21 protein-coding genes are annotated in these 23,557 nt (G+C 69.6%); 14 read left to right on the top strand and 7 right to left on the bottom strand.

The annotated features are described in order from the left end of the window. Positions 1–92 precede the first annotated feature (92 nt). The 6 genes from ACSVC7_RS19195 to ACSVC7_RS19170 all read left to right on the top strand — a co-directional run bounded on the left by ACSVC7_RS19195 (position 93) and on the right by ACSVC7_RS19170 (position 8,070). Positions 93–935, top strand: coding sequence for a uracil-DNA glycosylase (locus tag ACSVC7_RS19195; protein WP_448206093.1), 843 nt, complete (start codon positions 93–95; stop codon positions 933–935). Between the two features lie 375 nt (positions 936–1,310). Further along, a complete protein-coding gene (locus ACSVC7_RS19190) occupies positions 1,311–3,416 on the top strand; it encodes a lytic transglycosylase domain-containing protein (RefSeq protein WP_448206092.1) in 2,106 nt (701 codons plus the stop codon). Then, positions 3,403–3,939, top strand: coding sequence for a molybdenum cofactor biosynthesis protein B (gene moaB / locus ACSVC7_RS19185; protein ID WP_448206091.1), 537 nt, complete (start codon positions 3,403–3,405; stop codon positions 3,937–3,939). Before ACSVC7_RS19190 ends, moaB begins: the two co-directional genes overlap by 14 nt. 168 nt (positions 3,940–4,107) lie before the next feature. Further along, positions 4,108–5,109 carry a phosphotransferase gene (locus ACSVC7_RS19180; protein ID WP_448206090.1) on the top strand — a complete coding sequence of 334 codons (1,002 nt, stop codon included), beginning with the start codon at positions 4,108–4,110 and terminating at the stop codon, positions 5,107–5,109. 130 nt (positions 5,110–5,239) lie between these two features. Then, positions 5,240–6,970: a tetratricopeptide repeat protein gene (locus ACSVC7_RS19175; RefSeq protein ID WP_448206089.1), complete on the top strand. Its 1,731-nt coding sequence runs from the start codon at positions 5,240–5,242 to the stop codon at positions 6,968–6,970. Between the two features lie 83 nt (positions 6,971–7,053). Continuing rightward, positions 7,054–8,070 carry a 4-(cytidine 5'-diphospho)-2-C-methyl-D-erythritol kinase gene (locus ACSVC7_RS19170; RefSeq protein ID WP_448206088.1) on the top strand — a complete coding sequence of 339 codons (1,017 nt, stop codon included), beginning with the start codon at positions 7,054–7,056 and terminating at the stop codon, positions 8,068–8,070. A 12-nt stretch (positions 8,071–8,082) separates the two neighbouring features. Here ACSVC7_RS19170 and ACSVC7_RS19165 read toward each other — a convergent pair whose 3' ends face one another. Beyond that, positions 8,083–8,607 carry a glycine zipper 2TM domain-containing protein gene (locus tag ACSVC7_RS19165; RefSeq protein WP_448206087.1) on the bottom strand — a complete coding sequence of 175 codons (525 nt, stop codon included), beginning with the start codon at positions 8,605–8,607 and terminating at the stop codon, positions 8,083–8,085. 167 nt (positions 8,608–8,774) lie between these two features. Between ACSVC7_RS19165 and ACSVC7_RS19160 the strand changes: the two genes are divergently transcribed. The 3 genes from ACSVC7_RS19160 to crcB all read left to right on the top strand — a co-directional run bounded on the left by ACSVC7_RS19160 (position 8,775) and on the right by crcB (position 11,052). Continuing rightward, positions 8,775–9,872, top strand: coding sequence for a PA0069 family radical SAM protein (locus tag ACSVC7_RS19160; protein WP_448206086.1), 1,098 nt, complete (start codon positions 8,775–8,777; stop codon positions 9,870–9,872). Positions 9,873–9,928: 56 nt separating this feature from the next. Further along, entirely contained in the window at positions 9,929–10,288 is a 360-nt protein-coding gene (locus ACSVC7_RS19155) for a DUF190 domain-containing protein (RefSeq protein WP_448206085.1), read from the top strand. Positions 10,289–10,656: 368 nt separating this feature from the next. Continuing rightward, complete coding sequence (gene crcB / locus ACSVC7_RS19150; RefSeq protein WP_448206098.1) at positions 10,657–11,052, top strand: fluoride efflux transporter CrcB; 396 nt, start codon at positions 10,657–10,659, stop codon at positions 11,050–11,052. A 27-nt stretch (positions 11,053–11,079) separates the two neighbouring features. Here the strand turns inward: crcB and pyk are convergent, their stop codons facing one another. Beyond that, a complete protein-coding gene (pyk, locus tag ACSVC7_RS19145) occupies positions 11,080–12,501 on the bottom strand; it encodes a pyruvate kinase (protein ID WP_448206084.1) in 1,422 nt (473 codons plus the stop codon). 213 nt (positions 12,502–12,714) lie between these two features. Here pyk and ACSVC7_RS19140 point away from each other — a divergent pair, with 213 nt between their 5' ends. After that, positions 12,715–12,930, top strand: a complete 216-nt coding sequence (locus ACSVC7_RS19140; RefSeq protein ID WP_448206083.1) for a hypothetical protein — start codon at positions 12,715–12,717, stop codon at positions 12,928–12,930. Positions 12,931–12,943: 13 nt separating this feature from the next. Here ACSVC7_RS19140 and ACSVC7_RS19135 read toward each other — a convergent pair whose 3' ends face one another. Then, a complete protein-coding gene (locus ACSVC7_RS19135; RefSeq protein ID WP_448206097.1) occupies positions 12,944–13,594 on the bottom strand; it encodes a TetR/AcrR family transcriptional regulator in 651 nt (216 codons plus the stop codon). Positions 13,595–13,690: 96 nt separating this feature from the next. On the opposite strand from ACSVC7_RS19135, the gene ACSVC7_RS19130 reads away from it, so the two are divergent. Together ACSVC7_RS19130 and ACSVC7_RS19125 are read left to right on the top strand one after the other, a co-directional pair. Next, positions 13,691–14,788 (top strand): efflux RND transporter periplasmic adaptor subunit, encoded by a 1,098-nt coding sequence (locus tag ACSVC7_RS19130; protein ID WP_448206082.1) that lies wholly within the window; start codon positions 13,691–13,693, stop codon positions 14,786–14,788. Next, positions 14,785–17,919: an efflux RND transporter permease subunit gene (locus ACSVC7_RS19125; RefSeq protein WP_448206081.1), complete on the top strand. Its 3,135-nt coding sequence runs from the start codon at positions 14,785–14,787 to the stop codon at positions 17,917–17,919. The genes ACSVC7_RS19130 and ACSVC7_RS19125 overlap by 4 nt, the downstream gene beginning before the upstream one ends. Positions 17,920–18,044: 125 nt before the next feature. Here the strand turns inward: ACSVC7_RS19125 and ACSVC7_RS19120 are convergent, their stop codons facing one another. The 4 genes from ACSVC7_RS19120 to ACSVC7_RS19105 all read right to left on the bottom strand — a co-directional run bounded on the left by ACSVC7_RS19120 (position 18,045) and on the right by ACSVC7_RS19105 (position 21,836). Beyond that, complete coding sequence (locus tag ACSVC7_RS19120) at positions 18,045–18,623, bottom strand: carbonic anhydrase (RefSeq protein ID WP_448206080.1); 579 nt, start codon at positions 18,621–18,623, stop codon at positions 18,045–18,047. A 191-nt stretch (positions 18,624–18,814) separates the two neighbouring features. Beyond that, positions 18,815–20,182: a cytochrome c peroxidase gene (locus ACSVC7_RS19115; RefSeq protein ID WP_448206079.1), complete on the bottom strand. Its 1,368-nt coding sequence runs from the start codon at positions 20,180–20,182 to the stop codon at positions 18,815–18,817. 200 nt (positions 20,183–20,382) lie between these two features. Then, positions 20,383–20,556, bottom strand: a complete 174-nt coding sequence (locus ACSVC7_RS19110) for a hypothetical protein (protein ID WP_448206078.1) — start codon at positions 20,554–20,556, stop codon at positions 20,383–20,385. A 104-nt stretch (positions 20,557–20,660) separates the two neighbouring features. Further along, the gene (locus tag ACSVC7_RS19105; RefSeq protein WP_448206077.1) at positions 20,661–21,836 is read right to left on the bottom strand and encodes a mandelate racemase/muconate lactonizing enzyme family protein; all 1,176 of its coding nucleotides are present in this window, start codon (positions 21,834–21,836) and stop codon (positions 20,661–20,663) included. A gap of 115 nt (positions 21,837–21,951) precedes the next feature. Between ACSVC7_RS19105 and ACSVC7_RS19100 the strand changes: the two genes are divergently transcribed. Both ACSVC7_RS19100 and ACSVC7_RS19095 read left to right on the top strand, forming a co-directional pair. Next, entirely contained in the window at positions 21,952–22,863 is a 912-nt protein-coding gene (locus tag ACSVC7_RS19100; protein WP_448206076.1) for a LysR family transcriptional regulator, read from the top strand. Further along, entirely contained in the window at positions 22,856–23,494 is a 639-nt protein-coding gene (locus ACSVC7_RS19095) for a glutathione S-transferase family protein (RefSeq protein WP_448206075.1), read from the top strand. The genes ACSVC7_RS19100 and ACSVC7_RS19095 overlap by 8 nt, the downstream gene beginning before the upstream one ends. Positions 23,495–23,557 lie beyond the last annotated feature (63 nt).

The following is a 23,557-nucleotide window of genomic DNA, read 5'->3' as shown; positions in this document are numbered from 1 at the left end:
GCGGTGTCATGGAGCGGCGGACGCCTTTCGCACCCGCCAAAAAGGATATCTAAGGTCATGTAAGACCACAGGATCCGTGGTAAGGTCAAACGATGATTGACCTATGCGACATCGTTGCGGCGCTGCGCTGGCACACCGACATCGGCTGCGACGAGGCCATCGGCGACGAGCCCATGGATTGGGCGAGTTTCGCCTCCCGGCCGACCGTTTCGCGCGCGCCGGTGTCGGAATCGGGCGGGACTCGCCCGGCCATGCCTGCGACTCCGCGCACGGCTTTCGCACCCGCCCCTGCGTCCTTCGCCCCCTCCGCCTCGCAGCCGCTGGGCGCCAGCGAGGCCGGGGCCAGCGCGCGGGCGCGCGCCAAGGAGGCCCGCAGCCTGTCGGAGCTGGAAGCGGCGCTGCGGGACTTCGACGGCTGCCCGCTGAAGGCCACCGCAATGAACACGGTGTTCGCCGACGGCAACCCGTCCGCCCCGGTCATGCTGATCGGCGAGGCGCCGGGCGAGGACGAGGACCGCCAGGGCAAGCCCTTCGTCGGGGTCAGCGGCAAGCTGCTGGACCGCATGCTGGCGCACATCGGGCTGGACCGGACGAAGGTCTACATCAGCAACATCCTGCCCTGGCGCCCGCCCGGCAACCGCTCCCCCACCCAGGCCGAAATCGCCGCCTGCCTGCCTTTCCTGGAGCGGCATGTGGAGCTGATCGGCCCGAAAGTGCTGGTGCCGCTGGGCGGAACCTCCGCCAAGACGCTGCTGAACCGGGCGGAGGGCATCACGCGCCTGCGCGGCCAGTGGTTCGACTACGCCTCCCCCGGCCTGCCCGGCCCGGTGCCGGTCATCCCGATGCTGCACCCGGCCTACCTGCTGCGCAATCCCATCGCTAAGCGCGAGGCGTGGCGCGACCTGCTGGCGCTGAAGCAGAAAATCGAAGCCTGACGATCGCGTGCGATTCCCCCGTGCCCAGCCCCGCTGGGTGAGGGGGAGATTCATGCGCGCCGCGCCGATTCCTAAAATACGTTCTTTATTCGAACTGTTCTTGCGCTTTCGGGCGAACATTCCAAGCCGCAAGTGAAACGAAGTAATACTCTCGCGCTCCGAAAGACAGACAAGCCTCAAAAAGAAGACGCTATGCCGTTGCGCCGGCCATGACAATATGACGCATGACCTTGCGCCGAACGGGTCTTCCGGCCGGGTTAGCGCGATTTTCCCGTTGGCGCTAAGTCGCTGAATCCCATCGCAAAGAAGCACCACGGAGCGCAGGCGGAGAATCGACTTCTTGCGATTCTCCGCTTAAGCGGTTAGACGATTTACATGCTCCGGATATTTTGCAACGCAGCAAACACCGAAACGCTGCGGCGGAACCTTCTGGGGGCTGTGGGTGCGGCGCTGGTGTTGTGCGCGGCACCCGACCCAACCGGCGGTTACCGTCCGGCCCAGGCAGCCCTTGTGATCCACGCGCCGGATGGACGCCCCGTCATCCCGCCGGGCTTGGAGCGCGCGGACCAGCCCCTGCTTCTGGCGACCGACGCCGAGGCGCGGTCGGTCCAGCTTTCGGAAGAGGACGCCCATCGCTACCGCCGCATCTTCGCGCTTCAGGAGCGGGCGGAGTGGGAGGCGGCCGACTGGGAAATCCGCCTGCTGCGCGACAAGCGCCTGATCGGCCACGTTCTGCGCCAGCGCTATCTGCACCCCGACCGCAAGGCCAGCTACGACGAGCTGGCGGCCTGGATGCAGCAATACGGCGACCTCGCCGGGGCGGAGCGCATCCACAACCTCGCCCAGCGCCGCCAGCCCTCCGGCCAGCGCGCCCCGAAGCCGCCGCGCGGCAACGACGGGGAACGGCTGACCGGATCGCTGGAGCGGCTGGGCGGGCTGCGCCCCGACCCCATCCCGGACCCCGAGCCGGCGTCCGCCGATGCGGCCGAAGCCACCGACGTGGCCACCATCGACGAAAAAGCGGCCGACGAGAAAGCGGCCGACGAGAAAGCGGCCGACGAAAAAGCGGCCGAGGACACCGCGCCGGGCGAAAAGGAAAAGATCACCGTCGCGCCGCGCAGCCGCACCACCAACCGCCCGCGCGGCGACCAGACCGCCATTTCCCGCGTGCAGGAGCTTCTGCGCGAAGGCAAGCCCAACGCGGCGCTCGCCCTGCTCAGCCAGGACGAGGTCGGGCGCAAGCTGGACTCCGTGCAGTACGACCGATCGCGGGCGCGCGTCGCCGCCTCTCTCTATTATGAAGGGGACGTGTCGCAGGCCCTGTCGCTGGCCTCCGCCAGCGCGGCGCGCTCCGGCGAGGTGGTGGTGGAGGCGCACTGGATCGCCGGCCTCGCCGCGTGGCGGCTGAAGCAGCACGACCGCGCCGCCCGCCATTTCGACGCCATGGCCGCGGCCCGCCCGCGCTCCCCCTGGCTGGCCGCCGCCGCCGACTTTTGGGCGGCGCGGGCACACGCCAAGAAGGGCCGCAACGAGGAGGCGCGCGCCCACCTCGCCGCCGCGGCGCGCTTCCCGCACACCTTCTACGGGCTGCTGGCACACCGGACGCTGGGCGGGATCGGCGATCTGCATTGGCGGACGCCGGACCTGACCGGCCAGCACCTGAAGGCCCTTGCGGCGAAGCCCGGCGGCGCCCGCGCCATCGCCCTGCTGCAAGCCGGCCAACGCGATCTGGCGGAGCTGGAACTGCAACGCATCCACCCGCGCGGCGACAGCCTTGCGGAGCAGGCGCTGGTCGCGCTCGCCGACCGGGCGGGGCTGCCGGCGCTGGCGCTCCAGGTCGGCAACGCGGTGACCGCGCCGGACGGCGCGCCCTACACGGCGGCCCTCTACCCGCTGCCGCACTGGAAGCCGCGCGACGGCTTCGCGGTGGACCGGGCGCTGGTCTTCGCGGTGATGCGGCAGGAATCGCGCTTCGACCCGAAGCTGGTCAGCTCCGCCGGGGCGACGGGCCTCATGCAGATCATGCCTGCCACCGCCCAGCATGTGCAGGAGCGCAACGCCGACATCGCCGAGGCCGACGCCGGCCGCTCCGGCCTGATCGACCCGGCCACCAACATGGAGCTGGGCCAGCGCTACCTTGCGGAGCTGCTGGGAAGCCCGGAGGTCGGCAACAACCTGTTCCTGCTGGCCGCCGCCTACAACGCCGGCCCCGGCACGCTGATGCGCTGGCGCCGGGACACGCTGGCCGACGTCAGGGACCCGCTTCTGTTCATCGAGAGCCTGCCCTACGCCGAGACACGGGACTATGTGGAGAAGGTTCTCGCCAACTTCTGGCTCTACCGGCTGCGCCTGGGGCAGGAGATCGGATCGCTGGATGCCGTTGCGGCCGGCGGATGGCCGTTCTATATGGCAGTGGACGCCCACCCGCCCGCCGGGTCCAACGCCCGGTCCACCGAAGTCGCCCAACATGCCGAAGATTGACGAATCCCGCCCCTTCCTGCCGGTCAACATCGCCGTCATGACCGTGTCCGACACGCGCACGCTGGAGGACGACCGTTCCGGCGACGCGCTGGTCGAACGGCTGACCGCGAGCGGCCACAGGCTGGGCGCCCGCGCCATCGTGAAGGACGACGTGGCGAGCATCCGCGCCCAGGTCCAGGCCTGGATCGCCGACCCGGAGATCGACGTGGTGCTGACCACCGGCGGCACCGGTGTCACCGGCCGCGACGTGACGCCGGAAGCGGTAGAGGCCCTGTTCGACAAGCCCATCCCCGGCTTCGGCGAGCTGTTCCGCCAGCTCAGCTACGCCAAGGTCGGCACCTCGACGATCCAAAGCCGCGCCACCGGCGGCGTCGCCAACGGCACCTACATCTTCGCGCTGCCCGGCTCCCCCAGTGCCTGCCGCGACGCCTGGGACGACATCCTCGTCTTCCAGCTCGACAACCGCCACCGCCCCTGCAACCTCGTCGAGCTGATGCCCCGGCTGCGGGAACATCAGGCGTAAATTGGCCCCCCTTTGTATTCCCGTCATCCCCACGCCCGTCATCCCCGCGAAAGCGGGGATCCAGGGCATCCCGACGAGCGCCCGAGTGGCCCTGGATCCCCGCCTTCGCGGGGATGACGATTTCTTGCTGCGGCGGGGCGCTCCGGTGGCGGGAGCAAGCAGGCTTTCATGCTGACCACCCTCCACGCCGCCCTCGCCCGCCTGCCGGGCTTTGCCGCTCTCCCGCCGGACACGCTGGAGCCCATGCCGCGCAAGGGCGTGGCGCATGACCATGTGCGGCTGAAAGGGCGCGGTCTGGTCGCGCGCGTGCCGCGCTGGAGCCAGATGGGCCTCGACCCCGTGGCCAACCTGAACCAGCAGGCCGCGGCCTTCCGGCGCGCCGCCCCCAGCGGCCACACGCCGGAACTGGTTGCCGTGCTCGCGCCCGCCGAGGGTCTTCCCATGGGCGCCCTGATCGTGACGGAGGTGGTCGGCCGCTCCCCGCGTCTGCCCGGCGACATGCCGGCGATCGCCCGCGCCCTGGCCGCCCTGCACCGCCTGCCCCTGCCCGAGCCGGAAGCCCGCGCGCCCCTGCCCGCCCCCGCCGACCCGGTCGCGGCGACGCTGGCCCATGTCGAGCGGCAGGCCGTCTGGTTCGAGCGCGCCGGTCTGGCGCCCGAGGCGCTGGGGCGCATCCGGGCCGAACTGGCCGCCGCACAAGCCTTCCGCCTCACCCCTCCGATTGGCGCCCCGATGCCCGTCACGCTGGTCGGCAGCGACGTTCACCCCGGCAATTTCCTGATCGACCCGTCCGGCAAGGCGTGGTTCACCGACCTGGAAAAGCTCCAGTACGGACACCCGGCCATCGACCTCGCCCACGCCAGCCTCTACACCTCCACCAAGTGGGAGCGGGAGGTCGCGGCGGCGCTGTCGCCCGAGGAGGTCGCCGTCTTCCACGCCGCCTGGGACGCCGCCGTGCCTCCGGCGCTCGCCCAATCCGTGCGGCCGTGGCTTCGCCCCTTGCGCCGGCTGACATGGCTGCGCACCTTGTCATGGATGGCCCGCTGGGCGGTGGAGGGGGCGGCCCTGTCGCCGGACATGCCGGAGTCCCTGGCCGTCCACATGGACGCCCACGCGACGGACGTCCTTCGTCCGGACATCATCGAACGGGTAAGCCGCGATTGGTGGTAGCACCTTGGCGATTGCTTGTGGTTAATGGATGGCGCTTATGGTTAATGGGTGGTCGTGGTTAATGATGGGGCAAGGACTTGAGCCTTAGGCTCGTGTTCAGGGACCCGGTTGGCGTGCAGGTGGACGCGGCATGACGAATTTCCGAAGCGGGCGGGCGGCTCTGGCCGCTGTTCTCCTCTCGACGGTGGGGCTCCTGCCAGCGGCCGGCGCGGCGGCGGCGCAGGGCGCGACCGACCGGCCCTCGCTGACCTCGGCGACCGGCAGCTATCTGGCCGGGCGTTTCGCACAGCACCAGGACGATTGGAGCGCGGCGGCCCTGTTCATGGCGCACGCCCTGTCCGCGGACCCCAGCGACCTCGCCCTGCTGCGCCGCACCTACCTGCTGAAGCTGGGCGAGGGGCACATGGACGCCGCCATCGACCTCGCCAAGCGCCTGATCGACAAGGACAGCGACCCGCAGCTCGCCCTCACGCTGCTGGCCTCCGACAATCTCGCCCGCGGCAAGCAGGCCGAGGCGGAGGCGATGGCCGCCCGCATGCCCAAGGACGGCATGGCGAAGTACATCGGCCCGCTGCTGGACGCGTGGCTGGCGGCCGCGCGCGGCAAGACCGACCAGGCCTTGCAGGCGCTGGACGCCCTGTCCACGGCCAGCGGCTTCGCCGCCCTGCAGGACCTGCACGCCGGCCTGATCCTGGAGCTGGGCGGCCGCAAGGACGAGGCGGCGCAGCGCTACGCCAAGGTGGTGGACAAGGAAGCGCCGCTGCGCGTGGTCCAGATCGTCGGCAGCTTCGACGAGCGCACCGGCCGCAAGGACGAGGCCCGCAAGCTCTACGAGACCTTCAAGGCCAACAACCCCGACAGCCTGATGATCGAGCCGGCGCTGAAGGCGCTGAACGAGGGCAAAACCGCCGCTCCGGTGGTATCCGATGGGCGCCAGGGCCTCGCCGAGGCTCTGTTCGATCTCGCCAGCGCCATCCACCAGGAAGGGGCGGAGGAAACCGCGCTGCTGTTCGGCCGCATCGCCCTGCACCTGCGCCCCGACCTGCCGCTGGCCCGGCTGATGATCGGCGACATCATGGAAAGCCGCGACCACTTCGCCGACGCGCTGACCGAGTTCAAGACGCTGGAAAACGACCCGGTGCTCGGCTGGACCGCCCGCCTGCGCGCGGCGGACAGCCTCGCGAAGCTGGATCACACGGACGAGGCCATCACCGCGCTGTCCAAGCTCTCCGCCGAACGGCCGGAGCGGACGGACGCCATGATCCGCCTTGGCGACCTCTACCGCATGGACAAGCGCTACGGCGAGGCTGCGGACGCCTACACCAAGGCGCTGGATCGCATCGGCACGCCGCAGGACCGGCATTGGGTCGTGCTCTACGCCCGCGCCATGTCCTACGACAAGCTCGACCGCTGGCCCGACGCCGAACGCGACCTGAAGGCCGCCCTGGCGCTGAAGCCGAACGAGGCCTTCCTGCTGAACTATCTCGGCTACAGCTACGTGGACCGCGGGGTGAACCTCGACCAGGCCAGGAGCATGATCGAGCGGGCGGTGGAACTGCGCCCCAAGGACGGCTACATCGTGGACAGCCTGGGCTGGGCGCTCTACCGCACCGGCGATTTCGAAGGCGCAGTGGACAAGCTGGAGCGCGCGGTGGAGCTGAAGCCGACCGACGCGACCATCAACGACCATCTGGGCGACGCCTACTGGCGGGTCGGCCGGCGCGTCGAGGCCCGGTTCCAGTGGAACCGCGCCCTGCGCACCGCGGACGAGGATCCGTTGAAGGACCAGATCCGCGTCAAGCTCGACCAGGGCCTGACCGACCGCAAGGCCGCCGAGGTCGCCCCGGCCAAGGTGCAGTAAGCGCTGGCGCTTCCCCGTTCCATGCACGATAAAGCCCTTCTCTCCTGCGGAGAGAGGGGCTTTACGATTCCGGGGAACGCGCCATGACCGCCATCACCGAGTCCGCACCGGCCAAGCTGAACCTCTACCTGCATGTGGTCGGCCGCCGCGCGGACGGCTATCACGAATTGGACAGCCTCGTCGCCTTCGCCGAGGTGGCGGACCAAGTGTCGGTGCAGCCGGGCGTGGCGCGGGTGGCCCTGCGCGGGGTGGACCTGCCGCCGGTCGGGCCGCGTCTGGCAATCTCGGGGCCGTTCGGGCCGGCGCTGATGGGGGAGAACCCGGCGCAGAACCTCGTCATCCGCGCGGCCCACGCGCTGGCGAACCGGCTCGGGCGCGAGGCCGACGCGCTGGTCGTGCTGGAGAAGGTGCTGCCGGTCGCCTCGGGCATCGGTGGCGGCTCCGCGGACGCGGCGGCGACGCTGCGCGGGCTCGCCCGCCTGTGGGACGTGCCGGTGACCGACCCGCGGCTCTATGAGGTCGGGGCCTCGCTGGGGGCCGACGTGCCGGTGTGCCTCGCCGGACGGTCCTGCTATTTCGGCGGCATCGGGGAGGTGCTGGACGAGGCCCCCGCCCTGCCGGAAACCCATGTGGTGCTGGTCAACCCCGGCGTGCCGGTGCCGACCCCCGCCGTCTTCAAGGCCCGCACGGGCGGCTTCTCGCAGCCCGCCCGCTTCACCGAGGTCCCGGCCGATGCCGCCGCGCTCGCCGCCCTGCTGCGGGAGCGCCGCAACGACCTGACCGAGCCGGCCCTGACCGTCGCCCCGGTCATCGCCGATGCGCTGGCGGCGCTGGAGTCCACGCCGGCCTGCCTGTTGGCTCGCCTGTCGGGCAGTGGCGCGACCTGCTTTGGCCTCTACGCCGGCGCCGACGACGCCACGGCCGCCGCCCGCTCCATCCAGGCCACACAGCCGCGCTGGTGGGTCAAGGCCGCCCGCCTGCTGCCCACCCCGGCGGACGCGCCGCCGCTGCCGAAGGGGATCACGGTCTACCCCGGCTCCGCCACTGCCCCGCCGCCGCCCGTGCCCTTCCCGGACACCGGCGGCTGGGGCGTGGGCTGAGCAAAAGAACGATCAGCAGCCCCCGCCACGGGTCATCGCGCCGCCGAGCATGGCGCCGCCGAGCGTGCCGGCGGCCGTCGCGGCCAGCTTGCCGTCGCCACGGCCGAACTGCGAGCCGACCAGACCGCCGACCGCCGCCCCGCCAAGCACACCGACCAGATCGCCCCCGAGCGGACTGCCGTCGAGCGGCCCACCGCAATCGACCGGAGCGGGCGCCCGATGGACGACGCGCGGCGCGCGCTGCACGATCACCGGCGGCTCTTCCTCCTCCACCACGATCGGGGCCGGGGCGTAATGCACCACCGGCGGGGCCTGCCGGATGATGACCGGGGGCGGGCGGCGGACGATCACCACCTCGTCGTCGTCCTCGTAATACTCGCGGCCGTGATGGTGATGCCCGTGCTTCGCGCGCCAGCCGTGGGCCGGCGCCCAGTCGGGCGGATCGGCCAGGACCGGCGCGGCGCCGGCGGAAAGGGCGACCAGACCAGCCATCAGCGCGACGGCGAGGGACTTGGGAGCGAAGCGGATGTGCGACATGGAAGCTCCAAGAAACGGTTCTTACCCGGATGAACGCCGGAGGCCGCGTCTTTCTTCCACCGATCAACCGTGGCGGGGCAGAGACAATTTGGGGGTAGCCGATCGGCCAGGGGAACGGCCGCGCTCAAGTTCTTGATCTGTTCCTATTGCCGTGCCAGAATTGCGCCATGGTGGACGAACTGCCCGATGTGCCGCTCCCAAACATGCCCCGCAAGGGACGCGGGGCGGTCAGCAACCGCAGCGGCCGGTACGAGCGCGAGGCGCGCGTCGCCGTGGACGACGGCTGGCGCACCTGGGAGGACGAGGATGTTCCCCCGCTGCGCACCACCCAGTCCGTGGACAGCAGCCGCACCATCATCACCCGCAACCAATCCCCCGACATCCCTTTCGACCGCTCGGTGAACCCCTACAAGGGTTGCGAGCACGCCTGCATTTACTGCTTCGCCCGCCCGACCCACGCCTACCTCGGCCTCTCCCCCGGCCTGGACTTCGAGACGAAAATTTTCCGGAAGGCCAACGCGGCGGACCTGCTGGCCGCGGAACTGCGCGCCAAGTCCTACCGCTGCGCACCCCTGGCGCTGGGTGCCAACACCGACCCCTACCAGCCCGTCGAGCGGGAACAGCGCATCACGCGCGGCATCCTTGAGGTGTGCCGCGACTTCAACCAACCGGTGATGATCGTCACGAAGTCGGCACTGGTGCTGCGCGACCTCGACATCCTGGCGCCGATGGCGGCCAAGGGCCTCGTCAACGTCGGCATGTCCCTCACGACGCTCGACCGCGATCTGGCGCGCCGGCTGGAGCCACGGGCCAGCACGCCACCCCGGCGCCTTACCGCCATGCGGGAGTTGACGCAGGCCGGCGTGCCGGTCGCCGCGCTCGCCAGCCCAATGATCCCCGCGCTGAACGACCACGAACTGGAGGCGATCCTGCAAGCGGCGGCGGAGGCCGGCGCGACGCAGGCCAACTATATCTTGCTGCGGCTGCCGCTGGAGATCGGCGACCTGTTCGAGGAATGGCTGCGCGCCCACGCGCCGAACCGGGCGGAGCGGGTGCTAAGCCTGATCCGCCAGTGCCGGGACGGAGGGCTGTACAAATCCGGCTTCGGCAACCGCATGACGGGCTCCGGCCCGGTCGCGGAGCTGCTGTCGAAGCGCTTCAAGCTGGCTTGCAAGCGCTTCGGCCTCAACGCCCGCGACGCCAACCTGAACTGCGCTGATTTCAAGCCGCCGCCGGCGCCGGGCGACCAGCTGACGCTGCTTTGAGCCGCCGCCGACCCCATATGGACGGAAGGCTCTCAGGCAATGGGGAGGGCGCCACCATGACCGTTCCGAAAAACGCGGTGCTGCTGCGGATCTTCATCGGCGAAGACGACCGCCACGACGGCAAGCCGCTCTACGAATGCATCGTCATGAAGGCGCGCGAGATGCACCTCGCCGGTGCGACGGTGCTGCGCGGCGCCATGGGGTTCGGCCACTCCAGCCGGGTGCACACCACCAAGATCCTCCGGCTTTCCCAGGATCTTCCGCTCGTCGTCGAGATCGTCGACAGCGAGGACAAGGTGAACGGCTTCCTGCCGGTCCTCGACGGCATGATGAAGAGCGGTCTGGTGACGCTGGAAAAGGTCCAGGTGCTCCAGTATGGGGAGGAAACCATCCGCGAACCGACCCGCCTGACCTGACAAATACGGTTTTGCGGAGCCCTTCCTCTCTCATTCCGTCATCCCCGCGAAGGCGGGGATCCAGTCTGTTCAAGCACTTATGTGCGGAGCTTTCTGGATCCCCGCCTTCGCGGGGATGACGACGGAAGGTCTTCGTCCAACATCTCACAGTCTCTCAACCCGCCACACCCGGAGCTATGCGAGCGGTTGATTCCCGGGCGGACTTGTGTACCCTCCCCACACCGCCCGCGAGGGATGGCGCCTCCTGCCGCGCATGCCCGTGGCGGGAGTCGCCTGAACCCCTCCGTTCCCGGTTCTTGCCGTGGCCCTGCGTCCATCCGGTCCAACCACCCCGGGCCAACCACGCCCATCACGAGACGAGCATGTTCCTGACCTACAGCCTGGTCGCCCTCGGCGGCGCGATCGGCAGCGTTGCCCGCTTCTGGTGTTCCGGTCTGGTCGCCAACGCCGTCGGGCAGACCTTCCCCTGGGGCACCCTGGTGGTGAACGTCGCCGGAAGCTTCGTCATCGGCTTCACCGCCACGCTGACCGGCCCGGACGGCCGCCTCTTCGTCCCGTCGGACGCCCGGATCTTCGTGATGACCGGCATCTGCGGGGGTTACACGACCTTTTCGTCCTTCTCGCTCCAGACGCTTGGGCTGATGCAGGACGGCGAGTGGTTCCAGGCGGGGTGGAACGTCGTGCTCTCCGTCGTGCTGTGCATGATTTCGGTCTGGCTTGGGCATGTTGCCGCGGCCAGCCTCAACCAGCTCAAGGGGGCGTGAGGTCCGGGGACTTCACGGGGGCTCGGCTCAGGTCTTGCCCAGCTGGATCACGCGCAGATTGTTGGTCGTCCCCGCCTGGGCGAAGGGGATGCCGGCCACCACGACCATGAAGTCGTTGGGCTGCGCGAAGCCCTCCGACTGCGCGATGCGGGTGGCGCGCTCCACCATCTCCTCGTAGGTGTGGATGTCCTCCGACGGGACGCTGTGGGCGCCCCACAGCAGGCACAGGCGGCGGGACACCGCGCCGTGCGGCGTAATCGCCAGGATGGGCACGGGCGGACGCTTGCGGGCGATGCGCGCCGCCGTCGTGCCGCTGGAGGTGAAGGCCACGATCGCCGCGGCGTGGATGACCTCCGCCAGATCGGCCGCCGCGGCGGCGACCGCGTGCGCGGCGGTCTGCTCCTCCCCCGGCGCGGAGGCGTCGATGATCGAGCGGTAGAGCTTGTGCTGCTCCGTGCTGCGGATGATGCGGTCCATCATCGTCACCGCCTCCGCCGGATAGGCGCCGGACGCCGATTCGGCCGACAGCATGACCGCGTCGGCGCCGTCGTAGATGGCCGTCGCCACGTCCGACGCCTCGGCCCGCGTCGGGGTTGGGGCGTTGACCATGGAATCGAGCATCTGCGTCGCCACGATCACCGGCTTCACGGCCAGACGACAGGCGCGCACCAGCTCCTTCTGGCGGCCGGGCACCTCCTCGTGCGGGATCTCGACGCCCAGGTCGCCGCGAGCGACCATCACCGCGTCGGACAGGCGGATGATGTCGTCGATGCGGTCCAGCGCCGCCGGCTTCTCGATCTTTGACATCAGGCCGGCGCGGTCGCCGATCAGCCCGCGCGCCTCCAGCAGGTCGGCCGGCTTCTGCACGAAGGACATCGCCACCCAATCGACGCCGAGGTCGAGCCCGAAAGCCAGATCATCGCGGTCCTTCGCGGTCAGCGGCGACAGCTCCAGCACCGTGTTGGGCAGGTTGACGCCCTTGCGGTTGGAGATCACGCCGCCGAAGAGAACCTTCGCGTCGATGTGGTCGTCGCCGAGCCCGGTGACCTCCACGCGCACGCGCCCGTCGTCGATCAGCAGGTTGTGCCCCGGCATGACCGCCGCGAAGATTTCCGGATGGGGCAGCGGGATGGCGTCCTTGTCGCCGTCGTTGCCCGACAGCACGAAGCGGATCGTCTCGCCGGACTTGACGGTGATCTTGCCGTCCCGGATCGTGCCGACGCGGATCTTCGGCCCCTGCAAATCCTGCAAAATGCCGATGGGCCGACCGACCTCGGCCTCCAGCGCGCGGACGGCGGCGTGCACCTTGGCGTGGTCGTCGTGCGTTCCGTGGCTGAAGTTCAGCCGAAAGGTGTCGACGCCGGCCAGGAACAGACGCTTCAGCATCTCGGGCGTGTTGCTGGCCGGACCGACCGTGGCGACGATTTTGGCGCGGCGATGGCGACGCATGCTTTTCTCGGCCGTTGAGGGCCGCCTCCTTGATGGAGTCTCGGAAATCGCGTGTGACGATGCAGGCGGGGACAATCGGGGCCGGCGCTTCGCAAAGAGCTTGTCCGTCATGGCCGAAAGGCAAGGCTCCGGAATCCGGCGCCCCGTTGAGGCGGCCGCGACGCTTGGCGGTCCGGCCGGTTGAGGGGAAAGCACCGAGCCCGGAGAGCGCCCATGCCGCCCACAACACCGTCCGCAGTGGCCGATTCCACCGTCCGGTTCGCCACCGGTCGCTCCACCGGCTTCGCCCGCCCGGACGGCTCCTGCCTCGGCCGGCAGCCGGAGGAGGATGATCAGGACGAAGGACGGAACGAGCCACCGGTGCCCGCAGCACCGGCCGACCCTCGGGAGCCGCCCGCCGATCCGGCAACCCCAATGAACCCGGCGTAGGGGGAGCGGCCGCTTAGCGGCCGGGGCCGATCCCGCGCACGAACAGGGCGACGGCCTTGCGCACGAAGGCGTCGCGCTCCTCGTCCGGCGGGAAGTCGCACAGGCCCAGTTCCAGCGCGCAGTGCGAGCCGCCCTGCAAGGCGGCGAGGAACTGAATGGCGGCGAAGGCCGGCTCCTCGATGTCGGCCAGACCGCGCTGGACCAGCCGCTCGAACAGGGCCGTGAAGCAATCTATGCCCTTTTCCGGCCCGGCCTGGAAATAGAGCTGCGCCAGTTCCGGAAAGCGCGCCGCTTCCCCCAGCACGATCTGGTGAACCTTCATCGCCTCCCGCGACCAGATCAGGTCGACGAACCGGCGGCCGGCGCAGCGCAGCGCCTCCTCCAGCGCCATCCCGTCGAAGGCGTCGGGCGTGAAGCGCATCCCCCGCTGTTCGCACTCCGCGTGGATGGTGGCGACGAACAACTCCTCCTTGGAGGGAAAACGGGTATAAAGTGTGGTCTTCGACACACGCGCCCGTTGCGCCACGAGATCCATGGACGTCGCGGCGTAGCCCAGTTCCAGGAACGTCTCCTTCGACGCGGCCAGGATCCGTTCCGTTTTGGGGTCGGTCTTGGGATCCGGCTTCGGCGGGGACGGGGGTGCGGCAATTGGCTCTGTGGACATCTGCACTGAACTGTATCGTTCACTCTTGACGGCGCCGTGGCCTCGGCCTAGGAGTTTATCAGTACGGTACAGTCCAGTCCAGTCGGGAGAGAGGTCATGATTCGGCGGTTGGGGTCGCGCGGCGTGGTTTTGGCGCTGCTGCTCGGGACGTCGGCGCTGACCGGCTGCAAGGAAGGCAACAGCGCCGCGGCGCCCGAACCACGGCCGGTGCGCGTTGCCACCGTGGCGCTGGAACCGGCCGACGAGACTGTCCGCTACCCCGCCGTGATCCGCCCGCGAATCGAGGCCGACGTCGGCTTCCGAGTCGGCGGCAAGGTGGTCGCCCGTCTGGTGGAGGTCGGCGCTCGGGTGGAGCGCGGTACGCCGCTGGCCCGGCTGGACCCCGCCGACATCGAGCTTCAGACGCGCGCCACCCAGGCGCAGCTCGCCTCCGCCAAGGCCGATGCCGCCAACGCGCGCTCCGACTTCGAGCGCTATTCGAAGCTGAAACAGGGCGAGTGGACCACCCGCCAGGAATACGACCGCCGCAAGACCGCCCTGGACAAGGCCGAGGCCAAGGTCCGCGAGATCGAGGCGCAGTTGCGCGTCCTGAACAACTCGGTCCAGTACACGACCCTGCTGGCCGACGGCCCCGGCGTCGTCACCGCCGTGCTGGCAGAGCCCGGACAGGTGGTCGCCCAGGGCCAGCCCGCCTTCCGCGTCGCCCGTCTGGGCGAGGTGGAGGCCGTCGCCAACATCCCCGAACAGCAGCTTGCCACCCTGCCGCAACGCCGGCTGTCGGTCGAGTTGTGGGCGCAGCCCGGCCTTCAGATCGCCGGAACCCTGCGCGAAGTGGCGCCCAGCGCCGACCCCGGCACCCGCACCTATCAGGCGCGCGTCACGCTGAAGGACCCGCCGCCGTCGGTGCAGCTGGGCATGACCGCGACCCTCATCACCCGGTTTGAGCGCGGCGGCATGGTCGCCCGCTTGCCCCTGACCGCTGTTACACAGAGGGACAAGGACACCGCCGTCTGGGTGGTGGCCGGCGAGACCGGCGACCGGCTGGAGCTGCGCCCCGTCGCCGTCCTGGCCTACGCCGGCGACCTTGCCGTCGTCGCGGGCGGGCTGAAGGACGGGGAGCGCGTCGTCACCGCCGGCGTGCACAAGCTGGACGCCGGGCAGCCGGTGCGCATCTGGACGGAGCCGGCGCGATGAGCGGCCCCACCATGAATGTAAAGCACAAGAACAACCTGTCCGCCTGGGCGCTGTCGAACCGCACGCTGGTGCTGTTCTTCATCCTGGCCAGCGTTCTGGCCGGCGCGCTCGCCTACGTCAATCTGGGCCGGGCGGAGGATCCGTCCTTCACCTTCAAGGTGATGACCATCCGCACCACCTGGCCCGGCGCCACCGCGCGCGAGGTGGAGCAGTTCGTCACCGACCGCATCGAGAAGAAGCTGGAGGAGGTCCCCTACTACGACTTCGCCCGCAGCTATTCCAAGCCCGGCGAGTCGGTGATCTTCCTGCAGCTGAAGGACAGCACGCCGCCGCGCAAGGTCGCCGACCTCTGGTATCAGGTCCGCAAGAAGGTGGGCGATATCCGTTACACCCTGCCGGACGGCGTGATCGGCCCCTCCTTCAACGACGAGTTCGGCGACGTCTATTCCGCCATCTACGGCTTTATGGGCGAGGACTTCACCCCCGCCCAGCTGAAGAAGGTCGCGGAGGACGTGCGCGCCAAGCTGCTGCGCCTGCGCGACGTGGAGAAGGTGGAGCTGATCGCCCCGCAGGAGGAGCGCGTCTTCGTCGAGATCTCCAGCCAGCGGCTCGCCAGCTTCGGCCTGCCCGTGGAATCGGTGATCCAGGCGCTCCAGCGCGAGAACGCCATCGCGGCGGCGGGCGACGTGGACACCGGGTCGCAGCGCGTCTTCGTGCGCGTGGACCTCGGCCTCGACACGGCGGAGAAGGTGCGCGCCATCCCCGTGGAGACGGGCGGACGCATGCTGACCATCGGCGACGTGGCCGAGGTGAAGCGCGGCTATGTGGAGCCGCGCCAGTACACGCTGCGCTACAAGGGGCGCGAGGCGGTGGGGCTGGGCGTCGTCATGGCGAAGGGCGGCAACGTCCTGCATCTGGGCGAGGCGCTGAAGGCCGAGATGGCGAAGATCCAGGGCTCGCTGCCGGTCGGGCTGGACGTGGCGCAGATCGCCGACCAGCCGCAGGTGGTCGAGCATTCGGTCGGCGAGTTCATGGAATCGCTGGCGGAGGCGTTGGGCATCGTCATCCTGGTCAGCCTCGTCAGCCTGGGCTGGCGCACCGGCATCGTCGTGGCGCTGGCCGTGCCGCTGGTGCTGGCGCTGACGCTGGTCGCCATGCAGGTGCTGGGCATCGACCTGCACCGCATCTCTCTGGGCGCGCTCATCATCGCGCTGGGCCTGCTGGTGGACGACGCCATCATCGCGGTGGAGATGATGGTGGTGAAGATGGAGCAGGGCTGGGACCGGATGAAGGCCGGCGCCTTCGCCTACACCTCCACCGCCTTCCCCATGCTGACCGGCACCGTCGTGACGGCGGCGGGCTTCGTGCCGGTGGGCCTCGCCGCGTCGGCGGCGGGCGAATACACCAACGCCATCTTCTGGGTGGTTGGTCTGTCGCTGCTGCTGTCCTGGATCGTGGCGGTGATCTTCACGCCCTATCTGGGCTTCATCCTGCTGCCCCAGCCCAAGCACGTCCATCATCACGGCGAGGAACTGGACATCTACAACACGCGCGGCTACCGCATCCTGCGCCGGATGGTGGAGGCCTGCGTGCGCGCCCGCTGGGTCACCATCGCCGTGACCGTCGGCGCCTTCTTCGCGGCGCTGGTCGGCTTCGGCTTCGTGCAGCAGCAGTTCTTCCCCAGCGCCAGCCGGCCGGAGCTGCTGGTGGACATCCGCCTCGCTGAAGGTTCCTCCTTCGAGGCGACCAGCGCCGAGGTGCGCAAGATGGAGGCGCTGCTCGCCGCCGACCCCAACGTGGATTACTGGGCGGCCTACACGGGCGGCGGCTCCCCGCGCTTCTACCTGCCGCTGGACCAGCAGTTGCAGAACAGCAACTTCGCCCAGTTCATGGTCATGACCAAGGGGCTGGAGGAGCGTGAGCATGTCCTGACCGCGCTGGAAAAACGTCTGGAGACCGACTTCCCGGCGGCGCGCGTGCGCATCAGCCGGCTGGAGAACGGCCCGCCCGTCGGCTATCCGGTGCAGTTCCGCGTCACCGGCGACGACCCGGCGACCATCCGCAGGATCGCCTACGATCTGCGCGACCGCATGCGCGCCCACCCGAACATGGCGAACGTCCATCTGGACTGGGACGAGCTGTCCAAGCGCGTCCGGCTGGAGGTGGACACGGCCAAGGCGCGGGCGCTCGGCATCTCCAAGCAGGACCTGTCGAACGCGCTGCAACTGCTGCTGAACGGCATGGCGCTGACCCAGTACCGTGAGGGCACCGAACTGATCGGCGTCGTCCTGCGCACCACGCCGGAGGAGCGGCTGGACCTGTCGCGGCTGGGCGAGCTGACCATCCGCACCGGCCGCGGCGACGCCGTGCCGCTGTCCCAGGTCGCGACCGTAAAGTACGAGCTTGAGGAGCCGGTGCTGTGGCGCCGCGCCCGCGAGACGACCATGACCGTCAAGGGCGACGTGACCGGCGGCATCCAGGCCCCGGTGGTCAGCACGCAGCTGGACGCGGAGTTCGCGGCGTTGCGCGCCACGCTGCCGGCCGGCTACGCCATCGCCATGGGCGGCGCCATCGAGGAAAGCGCCAAGGGCCAGGACTCCATCGCCGCCATGCTGCCGCTGATGCTGCTGATCATGGTGACGGCGCTGATGCTGCAGCTGCAGAGCTTCTCGCGCGTCATCATGGTTCTGCTGACGGCGCCGCTGGGGCTGATCGGGGTGACGGCGTCGCTGCTGCTGTTCAACCTGCCCTTCGGCTTCGTCGCCATGCTGGGCGTCATCGCGCTGGCCGGCATCATCATGCGCAACTCGGTCATCCTGGTGGACCAGATCGAGCAGGACGTGCGCCAGGGCCGGTCCCGCTGGGACGGCATCATCGAGGCGACCGTGCGCCGCGCCCGCCCCATCGCCCTGACGGCGGCGGCGGCCATCCTCGCCATGATCCCGCTGGCCGGCAGCGCCTTCTGGGGTCCCATGGCCGTCGCCATCATGGGCGGCCTGACGGGCGCCACCGTGCTGACGATCTTCTTCCTGCCGGCGCTCTACGCCGCCTGGTTCCGGGTGAAGGGTCCGGCGCGGGAGAAGGCGAAGCGGGAGGCTCTGCCGAACGGGGTTGTGAACCCGGCGGAGTGAGGCTCACTCCCTCTCCCCTCTGGGGAGAGGGTCGGGGTGAGGGGGTCCGGCATCTGCCGAACACCCCGGTCCCCCGTGATCCCCCTCACCCTAACCCTCTCCCCAGAGGGGAGAGGGAACCGAACTTACGCCAGCGCGACCGGCTCGACCGACCCGTCCAGCGACATCAGCAGCAGTTCGACTTCCAGGTCCGGGTGCTTCTGCTTGATCATGGCCGCGAGCGTGCGCAGCTGCTCCGCGTGGACGGCGGTTTCCTTGTCCTTGTCGTCCTTCAGGTCCTGGCCCAGGAAGACGCGGTAGGCGCCGCAGTCGCGGTGATCCATGACGATCACCTTGTGGATGTGGTGCAGCTGCTTGGCGACGTCCACATGGTCCCAGAAGGCCTCGCCCCAGGCCTTCTTCTTGTCGGTCAGGGCGCCCAGCGAGGCGCCGGCCAGGATGACGTGGTCGTAGTTGTTGGTCAGGCCGCGCCCGTCCATGTAGCGGACGATGTCGTCCACCAGACGGTAGTCCATGCAGGAGAGCAGAAGCGCCTCGACGTTGCCGGCGGCGCGGGCCTTGCCGGGGATCACTGGGGCCAGCAGCATGGCGCCAGCGCCCAGCGACGCGATCTTCAGGAAGGAGCGGCGGGAGTTGTGCTGCGGCGCGCCGCAGCAGTCGTGGCCTTCGGAATGGGAATGGGCGTGGCCGGTGTCGTGACGCATGGAAGCCTCTTGTTCGCTGTATCGGTGCTTTTTGGTGCAGCGTCGGGTGCCGCTATCGAAAGAGGCACCCATATTCCCGCCACAACCGCCGCGTCACAAGAGGCAAGCTTTCCACACTGCAAAATTTTCACACGGGAGACGCCGCTTCCTTCCAATCCTTTCAAGTCATTCGTAAGCTTATTACCCCAGCGTCAATTTGCCGCGACATCCACGTCCAGCTTCATCTTCGGGTGAATGCCGCAGAAGACGTGATAGCGGCCCGGTTCCGGGAAGGGGATCAGCGCGCTCTGCCCCGGATCCTGGACGCCGCTGTTGAACTCCTTGCCGTTCAGCTCGTAGCGGACGTTGTGCTCGCGGATGTCGTCGTTCTGGACCTTCAGGGTCTGGCCGGGGTGCAGCCGCAGTTCGGCCATGCTAAAGCGCTTGCCCTTCTGGCCGATCACCGGCGGCTCGCCCGCTGGTGCGGCCGCAGCCATTGCAACAGAGGCCATCGCAATGGCGGCTGGCGCTTCCGGCTTGAAGGCCGGGGCCGGGCCGGTGGCGTCCAGGCTGCGCAGGAAGGCCAGCAGGTCGGCCTTCTCCTCCGCCGTCAGGGTCAGGCGCGGCAGGTCGGGCGACAGGGTCGGCCGGTCTACATACTTGCCGGCGTAGTGGTCGAGCACCGCCTCCAGCGTCGCCATTGAGCCGTCGTGCATGTAGGGTGCCCGGCGGCCGACGTTGCGCAGGCTTGGCGTTTTGAAGGCGTGGTCGACGCTGGGTTCGTTCAGGATGACGCCACGGCCCTTGTCCTCGTCCGGCAGGCCGATGTCGTGGAAGGCATGGTCGGTGAAGCCCCAGCCGGAATGGCAGGATGCGCAGCCGGCCTTGCCCGTGAACAGCTCGAACCCGCGCTTGGCGCCGTCGGACAGCGCCTTGGCGTCGCCGGCGACCCAGCGGTCGAAGGCGGTCTCGCCGGACTGGATGGTGCGCTCGAAGGTGGCGATGGCCTTGCCGGCGTTGGCCGCGGTGATGCGCGGATCCTCCGGGAAGGCGGCGGCGAACAGCGGGGCGTAGTCGGGCTTGGCCGAGATCGCCTTCACCATGCCGTCCAGCGTCTGGTTCATCTCGCGCGGGTTCTGGACGGGGCCGAGCGCCTGTTCCTCCAGGCTGGCGGCGCGGCCGTCCCAGAAGAAGCGCTCGCCCCAGGCGGCGTCGGCGACGAAGGGCGTGCGACGGCCGAGCGGCGCGCCGTCCAGCCCGTCGGCCCGCGCGCGCCCGTCCTGGAAGCCCTTGCCCGGCTCGTGGCAGGAGGCGCAGGCGCGGTCGCCGGCCCCGGACAGGGCGGTGTCGTGGAACAGTCGCTCGCCCAGTGCGGCCTTCGCCGCCGAATAGCCGTTCGTCACCGGGAAGGGCACGGCGGCGGGCCGGGCGTAGTAGGCGGGATCGGCCGGTGCGGCCTCCGGCGCGCCTGCGCGCTGCGCGGAAATCGCCACGGACGCGGCGCCGGCCAGCGCGGCGCCCATCACGCCGGCAACGAGAATGGAGCGGGTGCGGGAACGGAGCGGCGGGGAGGCTGGCATCGGCACGATCCAGTAATGAGAGTTATTCTCATTTGCGGTGTACCGCGTGCGACCCCACCCGCGCAAGGGATATCCGATGAACTGCGGCCAAAGGACGCAATGGCAAGCCTACGCCGGACGCACATAAGAAACGGGCCGCTCCCCCGTCAAGGGGAACGGCCCGTTCTGGACATGGCGTTTTGGACATGGGCGGCCGGGTGTTAGCCGCGCGTGCTGCTCGGCGCCTTCGTGCCGGTGGCGACGGTGTCGCTGGCCGGCTTCTGGGTGCTGGCGCTCTGGCCATGGTTGGCCGAGCAATCCGCTTGGGCGATCCCAGCCGTCAGGAGAGCGGCGAGACCGAACAGCGCGGCAACCGGCTTGGCTCCATGAGACATTGGATCACCTCCTTTCCGATTTGTTGAACCCGAGAACTCCATGTGTGGGGTCCGGGGGACCCGGTCAACGGCCTCTACCGCCCGTACAGGATTACGCCAAGGGGTCAGACGCCGGTCTCCAGCGCGTCGCGCATGACGGCGAACAGTTCCGCCTTGTCCTCGAAGCCGATGCCCGGAAGGTTCGGCAGGCGGACGCGGCCGTCCTCCACGGCGATGCTGTCGGCGAAGCCGCAGAAGGGCTTGAAGACGTCCGGGTAGGACTCGTTGCCGCCCAGATGCAGACCGGCGGCGATGTTCAGGGACATCTGGTGCCCGCCGTGCGGGACGACGCGGCGGCTGGACCAGCCGTTCTCCGCCAGCATGTCCAGCGTGCGCAGGTACTCCACGAGGCCGTAGCTCAAGGCGCAGTCGAATTGCAGCCAGTCGCGGTCGGGGCGCATGCCGCCGTGGCGGATCAGGTTGCGGGCGTCCTGGTGGCTGAACAGGTTCTCGCCGGTCGCCATGGGCTTGTCGTAGTGCTTCGCCAGTTCCGCCTGGAGTGCGTAATCCAGCGGGTCGCCGGCCTCCTCGTACCAGAACAGGTCGTAGGGCTTCAGCGCCTCCGCGTAGGCGATGGCGGTCTTCAGGTCGAAGCGGCCGTTGGCGTCCACGCACAGGTTCTGCCCGTCGCCGACCACCTCCAGCACCGCCTCGATGCGGCGCAGGTCGTCGTCCAGCGAGGTGGCGCCGATCTTCATCTTCACGACCTTGTAGCCGCGGTCGCGGTAGCTGCGCATTTCGGCCTGGAGCGCCTCCACTCCCTTGCCGGGGTAGTAGTAGCCGCCGGCCGCGTAGACCCACACCGACTCGTCCGCGACCCCGCCCCGGTAGCGGTCGGCGAGCAGGCGATACAGCGGCTTGCCGGCGATCTTCGCCACGGCGTCCCACACCGCCATGTCGATGGTGCCGACCGCGACGGAGCGCTCGCCATGGCCGCCCGGCTTCTCGTTGGTCATCAGCCGCGCCCAGATCCGGAACGGGTCCAGGTTGTCGGCGGCCTCGTCAATCAGGCTGTCGGGGGCGGCGGACATCAGGCGGGGGATGAAGCGCTCCCGCATCAGCCCGCCGGCCCCATAGCGCCCGTTGGAGTTGAATCCGTAGCCGATCACCGGCTTGCCGTCGCGCACCACATCGGTCACCACAGCGACGACGCTGCAGGTCATCTGGCTGAAGTCGATGTAGGCGTTGGCGATGTCGGACTTGATGCCAACAGTCTTTTCCCGGATCTCCACGATGCGCACGGCGTTTCCTCCCTCTATGCTTGGGCGGACCATAGGGGCGGACGGCATCGCGCGGCCAATGCCGGTTTCAAATCGCGTGATGCGCGTTCGGCATGACGGATGGACCTGATCTGGCGTGGAACTGACGTGGCTTGAAGACTTCCTGGCGCTCGCCGACTGCGGGAACTTTTCCCGCGCGGCGGAGGGGCGCCACCTGACGCAGCCGGCCTTCAGCCGCCGCATCCGCGCGCTGGAGGACTGGGTGGGCACGCCGCTCTTCGATCGGACGACGCAGCCGGTCGGCCTGACCGAGGCCGGGCGCCGCTTCCGCCCCTTCGCGGACGAGACGGTGCGCCGCATCCTGCAAGGACGGGAGGAGGCCCGCATGGCCGGGGAGGTTGCCGCCGCGACCCTGCGCTTCGCGGCCACCCACGCGCTGTCGCTGACCTTCTTCCCGCAATGGCTGCGCCGGCTGGAGGGTCAGGCGCGGCTGGGCGCCATCCACCTCGTCTCCGACAGCATGCAGGCTTGCGAGCAGGTGATGCTACAGGGCCAGACGCAGTTCCTGCTGTGCCACCACCATCCGGCCGCCCCCTCCCGGTTGGAGGGTGCCGCCTTCCGCTCCGCCCGCGTCGGAGAGGACGTGCTGGTTCCGGTGACGGCCGTGCGCGCGGACGGGGGGCCGCTCCACGGGCTGTCCGACGGTGCCCTGCCCCATCTGGCCTACAGCCCGGAATCCGGCATGGGCCGCATCGTCGCGGCGGCGCGTGCCGGATTCCCCGTGCCGTTGCGGCTGGAAACGGTGTTCACCTCCCATCTGGCGGCGGTGCTGCGCACGCTCGCCCGCGACGGGCGCGGCGTGGCGTGGTTGCCGGAAAGCCTGATCGCCGAGGATCTGGCCCAGGGCGCCCTGGCGCGGGCCGGCGGGCCGGAGTGGGACATCGCCGTGGAGGTGCGGCTGTTCCGCCCCCGCGCCCGCCAGAGCCCGGCGGCGGAGGCCTTCTGGACGCTGGCCGCCAAAGCCGACCAGGGGGCGGGGAATGGCTGAGGATTACACGCTGTACGGGGTTCCCGGCTGGGGCTCCGTGCTCGTCGAGGCGATGCTGACCCGCTGCGGCGCGCCGTTCCGGTTCGAGGACGTGGACGGCTTCGACCGCGACGGCCCGGCGCGCGATCGGCTGGTGGCGGTGAACCCACTGGCCCAAGTGCCGGCGCTGGTGCTGCCCGACGGCACGGTGATGACGGAAAGCGCAGCCATCGCGCTCCTGCTGGCCGAACGCCACCCGCAGGCCGGGCTGGCGCCCCCGCCCGGCACGCGGGAACGGGCGGGCTTCCTGCGCTGGCTGGTTTGGATGGTCGCGAACGTCTACCCAACCTTCACCTACGGCGACTATCCGGAGCGCTGGGCCGCGAACGCGCCGGACGACCTGCGCGCGTCGACCCTCGCCCACCGACAACGCCTGTGGCGGGAGTTCGAGGCGGTGGCCGTGGTCGGCCCATGGGTGCTGGGGGAAGGCTTCTCGGCGCTCGACATCTACGTCGGGGCGATGGTGCATTGGCGCCCGCGCCGCGCGTGGTTCGCGGAGAACTGTCAGAGACTGTCGGCGGTGGCGGACCGGGTGTTGTCACTGCCGGACCTGGCGCCGGTCTGGCGGCGGAATTTTCCGCCGGAAAGCTGAAGAGGGACGACGGCGGAGGGCGGCGCGGTCATCGCGGGGATGGCCGCCCCCACTCCGTAAGAC

The organism is Azospirillum mesophilum (assembly GCF_053470405.2).
This window is presented reverse-complemented; position numbering and strand designations above follow the sequence as displayed.